Here is an 11416-nt window from a genome sequence, read left to right on the forward strand (position 1 = left end):
TGTGGAGAACCGGGAAGCGTCACGATACCGACCGGTAGGTACGCGCAACAGGGGCGAAATATCACGATGCATCCGACGTGAATCGTTATGCAGCCGAAGGCGTGGGTGTGCCTGCGCCCTGCAGTGGAAGACGCCCTGTCCGAAGGGTGAGACGGGGATCACGTGAGGTTGCATGAAAATCCTCGTACATGCATAATCTATCCTGCAAGTGCATGAGAGTCTATGCATGAATATGCAGAGAGTGGGGGCGCGATGAGAGCGGCGATCGCCGGCGCCAGTGGCTACGCCGGAGGTGAGCTCCTGCGCCTGCTCCTGTCCCATCCGGAGATCGAGGTCGGCGCACTGACCGCCGGGTCCAACGCGGGCACCGCGCTCGGCGCGCACCAGCCCCACCTGGCCCCGCTGGCCGACCGGATCCTGCTCGACACCACCGCCGGCAACCTCGCCGGCCACGACGTGGTCTTCCTGGCCCTCCCGCACGGGCAGTCCGCCGCCCTCGCCGAGCAGCTCGGCGGCGACACGCTGATCGTCGACTGCGGCGCCGACTTCCGCCTCGCCGACCCCGCCGCCTGGGAGCACTTCTACGGCGGCGCCCACGCCGGCACCTGGCCGTACGGCCTGCCCGAGCTGCCCGGCCAGCGCGACCGGCTCCGGAGCGCGCGCAGGATCGCCGTCCCCGGCTGCTACCCCACGGCCGTCACCCTCGCGATGTTCCCCGCCCTCGCCGCCGGCCTCGCCGAGCCCGACGTCGTCGTGGTCGCCGCCAGCGGCACCAGCGGGGCGGGCAGGTCCCTCAAGCCGAGCCTGCTCGGCAGCGAGGTCATGGGTTCGGTCGGCGCCTACGGCGTCGGCGGCGTCCACCGGCACACCCCCGAGATGGAGCAGAACCTGAGCGCCGTCGCGGGCCGGCCGGTGACGGTCTCCTTCACCCCCATGCTCGCCCCCATGAGCCGCGGCATCCTCGCCACCTGCACCGCCCCCGCCGCCCCCGGCCTCACCGCGGCGGCCCTGCGCGAGGCGTACGCGGCCGCGACCAAGGACGAGCCGTTCTGGCGGCTGCTGCCCGAAGGCCAGTGGCCCGCCACCGCGATGACCCTCGGCGCCAACACCGCCGCGCTCCAGGTCGCCCTGGACGAGCGCGCCGGCCGCGTCGTCGCCGTCATCGCCATCGACAACCTCACCAAGGGCACGGCGGGAGGCGCCGTCCAGAGCGCCAACCTCGCGCTCGGCCTGTCCGAAGAGCTCGGCCTTCCCCTCAACGGAGTCGCCCCATGAGTGTGACCGCCCCCCTCGGCTTCCGGGCCGCGGGCATCGCCGCCGGCATCAAGTCCGGCGGCGCCCGCGACCTGGCCCTGATCGTCAACGACGGCCCGTCCCGCGCGGCGGCCGGCGTCTTCACCGCCAACCGCGTCAAGGCCGCCCCCGTCCTGTGGTCGCAGCAGGTCCTGGCCGGAGGCCGCGTGCGCGCCGTCGTCCTCAACTCCGGCGGCGCCAACGCCTGCACCGGCCCGCTCGGCTTCCAGGACACCCACGCCACCGCGGAGAAGGCCGCCGCGGCGCTGGACGACTCGGCCGGGGAGGTCGCGGTCTGCTCGACCGGCCTCATCGGCGAGCGGCTCCCGATGGACGCCCTGCTGTCCGGCGTGGAGACCGCCGTCACCCAGCTCAGCCGGGACGGCGGCCTGGCCGCCGCCGACGCGATCCGCACCACCGACACCGTCTCCAAGATCTCCTTCCGGCGCTCCGAGAGCGGCTACACCGTCGGCGGCATGGCCAAGGGCGCGGGCATGCTCGCCCCCGGCCTGGCCACCATGCTCTGCGTGATCACCACCGACGCCGAGGTGACCTCCGAGCAGCTCGACACGGTGCTCCGCGAGGCGACCCGGGTCACCTTCGACCGGCTCGACACCGACGGCTGCATGTCCACCAACGACACCGTGCTGCTGCTGGCCAGCGGCGCCTCCGGCGTCGCCCCCGACCTCGCGGACCTGGCCGAGCTGGTCCGCGCCGTCTGCGCCGACCTCGCCCGCCAGCTCCTGGTGGACGCCGAGGGCGCCACCAAGGCCATCGCCATCGAGGTCGTCGGCGCCGCCTCCGAGGACGACGCGGTCAAGGTCGGCCGGGCCGTCGCCAGGTCGAACCTCTTCAAGTGCGCCATCCACGGGGAGGACCCCAACTGGGGCCGGGTGCTCTCGGCGGTCGGCACCACCGACGCCGTCTTCGAGCCCGAGCGGCTCAACGTCGCCATCAACGGCATCTGGATCTGCCGCGGCGGCTCGGTCGGCGACGACCGCTCCAAGGTGGACCTGCGCCCCCGCGACGTGACCGTCACCGTCGACCTGTCCGCCGGACCGCACACGGCCACCGTCCACACCACCGACCTGACCGCGGCCTACGTCCACGAGAACTCGGCGTACTCGTCATGAGGACCTCCGACGCCCTGGCCAAGGCCACCACGCTCGTCGAGGCGCTTCCCTGGCTGGCCCGCTTCCACGGCGCGACCGTCGTCATCAAGTACGGCGGCAACGCGATGACCGAGGAGCACCTGCGGGAGAAGTTCGCCGACGACGTCGTCTTCCTGCGCTACGCCGGGCTCAAGCCCGTCATCGTGCACGGCGGCGGCCCCCAGATCAACGCCCACCTCGACCGGCTCGGCATCGAGTCCACCTTCACCGCGGGGCTGCGCGTCACCACCCCCGAGGCCATGCAGGTGGTCCGCATGGTCCTGGTCGGCCAGGTCAACCGCGACGTGGTCGGCCTGATCAACCGGCACGGCCCGTTCGCGGTCGGCATGTCCGGCGAGGACGCCCACCTGTTCACCGCCGTGCGCAAGCACGCCGTCGTCGACGGCGAGCCGGTCGACATCGGCCAGGTCGGCGACATCGTCTCCGTCGAGGCCGGAGCCGTGCAGGCGCTGCTGGACGACGGGCGGATCCCGGTGGTCTCCTCGGTCGCCCGCGGCGAGGACGGCACCGTCTACAACGTCAACGCCGACACCGCCGCCGCCGCGCTCGCCGTGGCGCTGAGCGCGTCCAAGCTGATCGTCCTGACCGACGTCGAGGGCCTGTACCGCGACTGGCCCGCCAGCGACGAGGTGATCGAGCAGCTGTCCGCCGGCGAGCTCGAGAAGCTCCTGCCGAGCCTGTCCAGCGGCATGGCGCCCAAGATGGAGGCCTGCCTGAACGCCGTGCGCGGCGGCGTGCCCCAGGCCCACGTACTCGACGGGCGGGTGCCCCACGCGGTCCTGCTGGAGATCTTCACCGACGAGGGCATCGGGACGATGGTCCTGCCGGACTCCGCCCGCGCCGTGGCCGCGCCCGACCTGGTCAAGCGCAGGCTGACCGCCACCATCAGACTGAACGGGAGTGACACATGAGCCTGCGCGACCGCTTCGAGGCGGCGTTCATGCCCAACTACGGCGTGCCCCCCCTGGCGCTGGCCCGCGGCGAGGGCTGCACCGTCTGGGACACCGACGGCGGCGCCTACCTCGACCTGATCGGCGGCATCGCGGTCAGCTCCCTGGGCCACGCCCACCCGGCGCTGGTCGAGGCCGTCTCCGCGCAGGCCGCCACCCTCGCGCACACCAGCAACCTGTTCCTGCACGAGCCCGAGGTGCTGCTCGCCGAGCGCCTGATCGGCCTGCTCGGCGGCGAGGGCCGGGTCTTCCTCGCCAACTCCGGCACCGAGGCCAACGAGTGCGCCTTCAAGCTCGCGCTCAAGTACGGCAAGAGCACCGGCCGCACCTACTTCGTCGCCGCCGAGAACGGCTTCCACGGCCGCACCATCGGCGCCCTCTCGCTGACCGGCAAGGCCGCGATCCGCGACCAGTTCGGCCCCTTCCCGGTCGACGTGCGCTTCGTCCCGTACGGCGACGCCGACGCGCTGAAGAACGCCGTCACCGACGAGTGCGCCGCCGTCTTCCTGGAGCCCACCCAGGGCGAGGCCGGGGTCGTGCCCCCGCCGGACGGCTACTTCGCCGCCGCGCGCGAGATCTGCTCGGCGGCCGGCGCGCTCCTGGTCGCCGACGAGATCCAGTCCGCCATCGGCAGGACCGGCCACTGGTTCGCGCACCAGCACGAGGGCGTCCTGCCCGACGTGCTGACCCTCGCCAAGGGCCTCGGCGGCGGCCTGCCGATCGGCGCCTGCGTCGGCTTCGGCCCCGCCGGCACGATCTTCGCCAAGGGCGACCACGGCTCCACCTTCGGCGGCAACCCCGTCTCGTGCGCCGCCGCGCTCGCCGTACTCGACACGATCGAGCGCGACGGCCTGCTGGAGCACGTCCGCACGGTCGGCGCCGAGCTCGCCGCGGGCATCGCCGCGGTCGGCCACCCGCTCCTGGCCGGCGTGCGCGGCCGCGGCCTCTGGCTCGCGCTCGTGCTCACCGCCGACCGCTCCGCCCAGGTCCAGGCCGCCGCGCAGAAGGCCGGCTTCCTGGTCAACGCCCTGCAGCCGAACGCGGTACGGCTCGCCCCGCCGCTCGTCATCACCTCCGGGCAGGCCGCGTCCTTCACCGCGGCACTGCCCGCGATCCTCGAGGAGGCCGCCGGATGACCAGGCACTTCCTGCGCGACGACGACCTGTCCCCGGCCGAGCAGGCCGAGGTGCTCGACCTGGCCGCCGCCATGAAGAAGGACCGGTACGGCCACCGCCCCTTCGCCGGCCCGCAGACCGTCGCCGTCCTGTTCGACAAGCACTCCACCCGGACCCGCGTCTCCTTCGCGGTCGGCATCGGCGAACTGGGCGGCCTCCCCCTGGTGATCGACGCCGGCTCGTCCCAGCTGGGCCGGGGCGAGTCGGTCGAGGACACCGCCAGGGTCCTGGAGCGCCAGGTCGCCGCGATCGTGTGGCGGACCTTCGGGCAGGACAGGATCGAGGCCATGGCCTCCGCCTCGTCCGTCCCGGTGGTGAACGCGCTCACCGACGACTTCCACCCCTGCCAGATCCTCGCCGACCTGCAGACCGTCCGGGAGCAGTTCGGCGCCACGGCCGGCCTCACGCTGACCTACTACGGCGACGGCGCCAACAACATGGCGCACTCCTACCTGCTCGGCGGGGCCACCGCCGGGATGAACGTGCGGATCTGCGCCCCCGAGGGCTACCGCCCCGACCCGGCGATCCTCGCCCGCGCCGCGGAGATCGCCGCGGAGACCGGAGCCGAGGTCTCCGTGGTGGGCGACCCGCTCGAGGCCGCCGCCGGCACCCACGTGGTCACCACCGACACGTGGGTCTCCATGGGACAGGACGGCAAGGACGAGCGGGTCGCCGCGCTCATGCCGTACCAGGTGAACGCGGCAGTGCTGGCCGCCGCCGACCCCGGCGCGATCGTGCTGCACTGCCTGCCCGCCTACCGCGGCCTGGAGATCTCCGCCGAGGTGCTCGACGGCCCGCAGAGCCGGGTGTGGGACGAGGCCGAGAACCGCCTGCACGCCCAGAAGGCCGTGCTGCACTGGCTGGTGACCCGGACCCGGGAGACCACATGACGATCCCCATGACCAAGGTGGCCCGCCAGGCCCGCATCGCCGAGCTGCTCCAGCGGCAGGCCGTACGGTCCCAGCCCGAGCTGGCCAAGCTCCTGGCCGAGAGCGGGGTCGAGGTCACCCAGGCCACGCTCTCCCGCGACCTGGACGAGCTCGGCGCCCTCAAGCTCCGGGCCGAGGACGGCTCGCTGGTCTACGCCCTGCCGGGCGAGGGCGGCGGCCGGATCCCGCTGCACCGGATCGGCGCCGGGGGAGAGAGCCCGGCTGCCAGGCTCGGCCGGCTCGCCGAGGAGCTGCTCGTCTCCGCCGAGGCCTCCGCCAACCTGGTGATCGTCCGCACCCCGCCGGGGGCCGCGCAGTTCCTCTCCTCCGCCATCGACCACGCCGACTGGGAGTCCATCCTCGGCACGGTGGCCGGGGACGACACGATCCTCGTCGTCACCCGCGACCCGGCGGGCGGGACGCCGGTCGCCGAGGCCCTCCTGCGCCTGGCCGACCGACGTAGTTAGCCCGCCACCGGCGGGCGGTCCCAGGCGCGAACCAGAGAAGAAGACTTCCGAACGTTTCGAAAGAGAGCAATCGATCATGACTGACCGGGTCGTACTCGCCTACTCCGGCGGCCTCGACACCTCCGTGGCCATCCCGTTCCTCGCCGAGAAGACCGGCGCCGAGGTCATCGCGGTGGCCGTCGACGTCGGCCAGGGCGGCGAGGACATGGAGGTCATCCGCAAGCGCGCCATCGACTGCGGCGCCGTCGAGTCCGTCGTGGTGGACGCCCGCGAGGAGTTCGCCGCGGACTTCTGCGTGCCCGCCCTGCAGGCCAACGCCCTCTACATGGACCGCTACCCGCTCGTCTCGGCGCTGTCGCGGCCTCTGATCGTCAAGCACCTGGCCGCCGCCGCCAAGCAGTTCGGCGGCACGCACGTCTCGCACGGCTGCACCGGCAAGGGCAACGACCAGGTCCGCTTCGAGGCCGGCCTGGCCGCGCTCTTCCCCGAGCTGAAGGTCATCGCCCCGGCCCGCGACTACGCCTGGACCCGCGACAAGGCGATCGCCTACGCCGAGGAGAAGAACCTCCCGATCGAGACCACGAAGAAGAACCCCTACTCGATCGACCAGAACATCTGGGGCCGCGCCGTCGAGACCGGCTTCCTGGAGGACATCTGGAACGGCCCGACCGAGGACGTCTACTCCTACACCGCCGACCCCGCCGAGCCGCGCGAGGCCGACGAGGTCATCATCAGCTTCGTCAAGGGCGTCCCGGTGGCGCTGGACGGCCGGCACCTGACCCCGTTCCAGATCATCGCCGAGCTCAACCGGCGGGCGGGCGCCCAGGGCGTCGGCCGGCTCGACATGGTCGAGGACCGGCTCGTCGGCATCAAGTCCCGCGAGGTGTACGAGGCGCCCGGCGCCATCGCGCTGATCACCGCGCACATGGAGCTGGAGAACGTCACCGTCGAGCGGGACCTGGCCCGGTTCAAGCGCTCGGTCGACCAGCGCTGGGGCGAGCTCGTCTACGACGGCCTCTGGTTCTCCCCGCTGAAGAAGGCCCTGGACACCTTCATCGCCGAGGCCCAGCAGCACGTCACCGGCGAGATCCGGATGACCCTGCACGGCGGCCGCGCCACCGTCACCGGCCGGCGCTCCGAGGCGTCCCTGTACGACTTCAACCTCGCCACCTACGACACCGGCGACACCTTCGACCAGTCCCTCGCCAAGGGCTTCGTCGAGCTGTGGAGCCTCCCGTCGAAGATCGCGGCCGCCCGGGACTCCCGACTGGGCTGATCGCATGACGGATGTCCGGTGGATCTCGCCCGACCCGGGCGCGGGAGCCACCGGACGTCCCGTAGGGTCGCGGATTGAACTGGGAGGGAGAAGACGGTGACTGATGGTGGCAAGCCGATGCGGCTGTGGGGCGGAAGGTTCGAGGGAGGCCCGGCCGACGCGCTGACCCGGCTCTCGGTGAGCGTGCACTTCGACTGGCGGCTCGTGCCGTACGACCTGCTCGCCTCGCGGGCGCACGCCCGCGTGCTGCACCGCGCGGGACTGCTCACCGCCGAGGAGCTGGAGCGCATGCTCGGCGCCCTGGACGACCTGGAGCGGGCCTGCAAGGCGGGCGAGTTCCGGCCGACCGTGGCCGACGAGGACGTGCACACCGCGCTGGAGCGCGGCCTGCTGGAGCGCCTGGGCACGCTCGGCGGCAAGCTCCGCGCCGGACGCAGCCGCAACGACCAGATCGCCACGGACCTGAGGCTCTACCTCCGCGACCACGTCCGGCTCATCGTCTCCCGGCTGGTCGAGCTGGAGACCGCGCTGATGAGCCAGGCCGAGCAGCACGCCGAGACGGCGGCCCCGGGCATGACCCACCTGCAGCACGCGCAGCCGGTCTCCTTCGGCCACCAGCTCCTGGCGCACGTGCACGCCTTCGCCCGCGACGCCGACCGGCTGCGCGACTGGGACCGGCGCGCGGCCGTCTCCCCGCTCGGCTCCGGCGCCCTGGCCGGCTCGTCGCTCCCGCTCGACCCGCAGGCGGTCGCCGCCGAGCTGGGCTTCGAGCGGGCCGCGCCGAACTCGATGGACGCGGTCGCCGACCGCGACTTCGCCGCGGAGTTCCTGTTCTGCGCGGCGATGATCGGCACGCACCTGTCGCGGCTGGGCGAGGAGATCGTCCTGTGGGCCTCGCAGGAGTTCCGCTGGATCGAGATGGACGACGCCTACTCCACCGGCTCGTCGATCATGCCGCAGAAGAAGAACCCGGACGTCGCCGAGCTCGCCCGCGGCAAAAGCGGCCGCCTCATCGGCAACCTCATGTCGCTGCTGACGACGCTCAAGGGCCTGCCGCTGACCTACAACCGCGACCTGCAGGAGGACAAGGAGCCGGTCTTCGACTCCGTCGACACCCTGCTGCTGGTCCTGCCGGCCATGGCCGGTCTCGTCGCCACCATGCGGGTCAACACCGCCAAGCTGGAGGCGTCGGCGCCCGACGGGTTCGCCCTCGCCACCGACCTGGCGGAGCTGCTGGTCCGCCGGGGCGTGCCGTTCCGCGAGGCGCACGAGGCGGTCGGCCACCTGGTCGTCTGGTGCCAGGTCAACGACAAGGACTTCGGCGAGCTCAGCGACGAGGAGCTCGCCAAGGTCTCGCCGCACTTCACGCCGGACTCGCGCGAGGTCCTGTCGGTGCCGGGCGCGCTGGCGGCCCGCAAGGCCCACGGCGGCACCGCCCCCGACCGGGTCCGCGACCAGCTGATCGCGCTCCGCGAGACGGTCGACACCCAGGCGGCATGGGCGAGCGGGGACTGACGGCCCCAGGCGGGTCCGGCGGGCGTCCGTCCCCCGGAGCCGGAGGGGCGGTCCCGGACGGGCCCGGCGGGCGGGTGCCCCCCGGGCCGGTCGCGGCCGCCCTGGCCGGCTCCGGCGCGCACCCGCTCACCGGGTCCGCGCCGCTGCCGCGTGGCTTCTTCGACCGGCCCGCGCACGAGGTCGCGCCCGACCTGCTGGGCCGGGTGCTCGTGCACGGGCCGGTCGCGCTCCGCCTGACCGAGGTGGAGGCGTACGGCCTGCCGGGGCAGGACCCGGCCGCCCACACCTACCGCGGCATGACGCCGCGCAACGCGGTGATGTTCGGGCCGCCCGGGCACCTGTACGTCTACTTCACCTACGGCATGCACTTCTGCGCCAACCTCGTCTGCCTGCCCGAGGGCACGGGGTCGGGAGTGCTGCTCCGGGCCGGCGAGGTGATCGCCGGAGCCGAGGTCGCCCTGGCCCGCCGCGGCGCGGGCACCGGCCGGGCCGTCCCCGGACGCGAGCTCGCCCGCGGCCCCGCCCGCCTGGCGGTGGCGCTCGGTTTCGCCCGCGAGGACAACGGCCGCGACGCCTGCTCGCCCGGTGCGCCGGACGGTGCCGATCCCGCCGCCGCGCGGGGCGGAGCCGGGTGGCTCGCCGTGCTGGAGGGGGAGCCGCCCGCGCCCGGCCTGGTCAGATCCGGGCCGCGCACCGGGGTCTCGGCGGGCAAGGAGACCCCGTGGCGCTTCTGGATCGACGGCGACCCCACCGTCTCGCCGTACCGGGTCCACGTCCCCCGCCGCCCGAGGGACGCCGCGGCTCCGGCGGACCGCCGGCCGGAGTGAGCGCACGCCTCTCCGCTTCCGCGGGTCCCGCCCCGGCCGGCCGGTCCGCCCGATGGCGCCACGGCGGTCCCGAGTGGTCCCGAGTGGTCCCGAGTGGTTCCGAGTGGTTCCAAGTGGCGGAATGGCACGGGGATCAGGCAGGCTGTACGGGAAGCCGTAACCACAACACGAGCACGGGAAAGCAAGGATCGTGACCGACATTCTGGATGACCTCGCCTGGCGCGGCCTGATCGCGCAGTCCACCGACATCGACGCCCTGCGGGCGGCGATGGCCGAGGGTCCGATCACGGTCTATTGCGGCTTCGACCCGACCGCGCCCTCGCTCCACGTCGGCAACCTGGTGCCGCTGCTGACCCTGGCCCGCCTGCAGAAGGCCGGACACCGCGCCATCGGCCTGGTGGGCGGGGCGACCGGCCTGATCGGCGACCCGAGCGGCCGCAGCACGGAGCGCTCCCTCAACTCCTCCGAGGTGGTGGCCGAGTGGGTGGCGCGCATCCGGGTCCAGGTGGAGAAGTTCCTCGACCTCTCCTCCGAGTCCGGCGGGATCCTGGTCAGCAACCTCGACTGGACCGCGGACATGTCCGCGATCGACTTCCTGCGCGACGTCGGCAAGCACTTCCCGGTGAACCGCATGCTCGCGCGCGAGTCGGTCTCCGCCCGGCTGGGCGGTGAGGGGCTCAGCTACACCGAGTTCAGCTACCAGATCCTGCAGGCCAACGACTACCTGGAGCTGCACCGGCGGCACGGCTGCACGCTGCAGATCGGCGGCAGCGACCAGTGGGGCAACATCACCGCGGGCACCGACCTCATCCGGCGGGTGACCGGGAACCACGTGCACGCGCTCACGGTGCCGCTGATCACCAAGGCCGACGGCACGAAGTTCGGCAAGACCGCCGGCGGCGCCGTCTGGCTCAACCCGGAGATGACCTCGCCGTACGCGTTCTACCAGTTCTGGCTGAACGCCGACGACCGCGACGTGGTGAAGTTCCTCAAGATCTTCAGCTTCAGGTCCCGCGAGGAGATCGAGGAGCTGGAGAAGGCCGCGGCCGAGCGCCCGGCAGCCCGGGAGGCGCAGCGCGCGCTGGCCGAGGAGTTCACCACGCTGCTGCACGGCGCGGAGGAATGCGCCGCGGTGATCGCGGCGTCGGCGGCGCTGTTCGGGCGCGGCTCGCTGCAGGACCTGCCGGCGTCGACGCTGGGGGCGGCCCTGGCCGAGGTGCCCCGCATGGAGGTGTCGGCTCTGGGGGTGCCCTTCGTCGACATGCTGGCCGGGAGTGGCCTGGTGGAGTCGAAGTCCGCCGCCCGCCGCGCGGTGAAGGAGGGCGGGGCGTACCTCAACAACGTCAAGGTCACCGACGAGGCCTACGTGCCGGCCAACGAGGACCTGCTGCACGGGCGCTACCTGGTGCTGCGCCGCGGCAAGAGATTCGGCGCCGTCGAGGTCGTCTGACCGTCGTCCGCCCGTGCGGTGAACGCCCCGGCTCCGGCCGGGGCGTTCGTCGTTGGACGGTAACGTTCCGGTAGCGATGGGTCGGCATGCTCGGGGAACGCCGCTCTGACCTGCGAATCCGGGCGTTCTGGCTGATTTGACGGCTCCCGGGGGGCGACATAAAGTTCTCGATGCCCCGGGAGCGAACCGGACGCCGGATCGGCGGACGGGCCCCGGGGAGAACCCCATCGGACCCCGGCGCTTCGCCGTGTCTGAGCCACCGAAAAATCGGTTGATTCGACACGGAGAGGATGTCACGGTAAGTTCGAAGGGTTGCTCCGGAGACGGAGCGGTTCCGGTCGGACCGGGATCGTGCGAAACGG

Annotated in this window: 10 protein-coding genes; all 10 read left to right on the forward strand. The window is 72.8% G+C overall.

The window, feature by feature from the left end:
• The first annotated feature begins 252 nt into the window (after positions 1 to 252).
• The 10 genes from argC (at position 253) to tyrS (ending at position 11054) form a co-directional block, all read left to right on the forward strand.
• Positions 253 to 1275, forward strand: coding sequence for an N-acetyl-gamma-glutamyl-phosphate reductase (argC, locus tag ACFOWE_RS19075; protein ID WP_377289617.1), 1023 nt, complete (start codon positions 253 to 255; stop codon positions 1273 to 1275).
• Complete coding sequence (gene argJ, locus ACFOWE_RS19080) at positions 1272 to 2426, forward strand: bifunctional glutamate N-acetyltransferase/amino-acid acetyltransferase ArgJ (protein WP_377289619.1); 1155 nt, start codon at positions 1272 to 1274, stop codon at positions 2424 to 2426. Before argC ends, argJ begins: the two co-directional genes overlap by 4 nt.
• Positions 2423 to 3376, forward strand: a complete 954-nt coding sequence (gene argB, locus ACFOWE_RS19085; protein ID WP_377289621.1) for an acetylglutamate kinase — start codon at positions 2423 to 2425, stop codon at positions 3374 to 3376. The genes argJ and argB overlap by 4 nt, the downstream gene beginning before the upstream one ends.
• Entirely contained in the window at positions 3373 to 4551 is a 1179-nt protein-coding gene (locus ACFOWE_RS19090; RefSeq protein ID WP_377289623.1) for an acetylornithine transaminase, read from the forward strand. Before argB ends, ACFOWE_RS19090 begins: the two co-directional genes overlap by 4 nt.
• Positions 4548 to 5480, forward strand: coding sequence for an ornithine carbamoyltransferase (gene argF, locus ACFOWE_RS19095; RefSeq protein ID WP_377289625.1), 933 nt, complete (start codon positions 4548 to 4550; stop codon positions 5478 to 5480). Before ACFOWE_RS19090 ends, argF begins: the two co-directional genes overlap by 4 nt.
• A complete protein-coding gene (locus ACFOWE_RS19100) occupies positions 5477 to 5986 on the forward strand; it encodes an arginine repressor (RefSeq protein WP_377289627.1) in 510 nt (169 codons plus the stop codon). Before argF ends, ACFOWE_RS19100 begins: the two co-directional genes overlap by 4 nt.
• 76 nt (positions 5987 to 6062) lie before the next feature.
• Positions 6063 to 7262, forward strand: a complete 1200-nt coding sequence (locus tag ACFOWE_RS19105; protein ID WP_377289629.1) for an argininosuccinate synthase — start codon at positions 6063 to 6065, stop codon at positions 7260 to 7262.
• 117 nt (positions 7263 to 7379) lie between these two features.
• Positions 7380 to 8777: an argininosuccinate lyase gene (gene argH, locus ACFOWE_RS19110; protein WP_377289649.1), complete on the forward strand. Its 1398-nt coding sequence runs from the start codon at positions 7380 to 7382 to the stop codon at positions 8775 to 8777.
• Positions 8759 to 9604, forward strand: coding sequence for a DNA-3-methyladenine glycosylase (locus ACFOWE_RS19115; protein WP_377289631.1), 846 nt, complete (start codon positions 8759 to 8761; stop codon positions 9602 to 9604). The genes argH and ACFOWE_RS19115 overlap by 19 nt, the downstream gene beginning before the upstream one ends.
• Positions 9605 to 9794: 190 nt before the next feature.
• Positions 9795 to 11054, forward strand: a complete 1260-nt coding sequence (gene tyrS, locus ACFOWE_RS19120) for a tyrosine--tRNA ligase (protein ID WP_377289633.1) — start codon at positions 9795 to 9797, stop codon at positions 11052 to 11054.
• Positions 11055 to 11416 lie beyond the last annotated feature (362 nt).

Origin of the sequence: Planomonospora corallina (assembly GCF_042650625.1) — a bacterium.
GTDB lineage: Bacteria > Actinomycetota > Actinomycetes > Streptosporangiales > Streptosporangiaceae > Planomonospora_B > Planomonospora_B corallina.

Coding starts and splice junctions, on each gene's coding strand:
- argC (WP_377289617.1), top strand. CDS start 253: ATGAGAGCGGCGATCGCCGGCGCCAGTGGCTACGCCGGAGGTGAGCTC.
- argJ (WP_377289619.1), top strand. CDS start 1,272: ATGAGTGTGACCGCCCCCCTCGGCTTCCGGGCCGCGGGCATCGCCGCC.
- argB (WP_377289621.1), top strand. CDS start 2,423: ATGAGGACCTCCGACGCCCTGGCCAAGGCCACCACGCTCGTCGAGGCG.
- ACFOWE_RS19090 (WP_377289623.1), top strand. CDS start 3,373: ATGAGCCTGCGCGACCGCTTCGAGGCGGCGTTCATGCCCAACTACGGC.
- argF (WP_377289625.1), top strand. CDS start 4,548: ATGACCAGGCACTTCCTGCGCGACGACGACCTGTCCCCGGCCGAGCAG.
- ACFOWE_RS19100 (WP_377289627.1), top strand. CDS start 5,477: ATGACGATCCCCATGACCAAGGTGGCCCGCCAGGCCCGCATCGCCGAG.
- ACFOWE_RS19105 (WP_377289629.1), top strand. CDS start 6,063: ATGACTGACCGGGTCGTACTCGCCTACTCCGGCGGCCTCGACACCTCC.
- argH (WP_377289649.1), top strand. CDS start 7,380: ATGCGGCTGTGGGGCGGAAGGTTCGAGGGAGGCCCGGCCGACGCGCTG.
- ACFOWE_RS19115 (WP_377289631.1), top strand. CDS start 8,759: ATGGGCGAGCGGGGACTGACGGCCCCAGGCGGGTCCGGCGGGCGTCCG.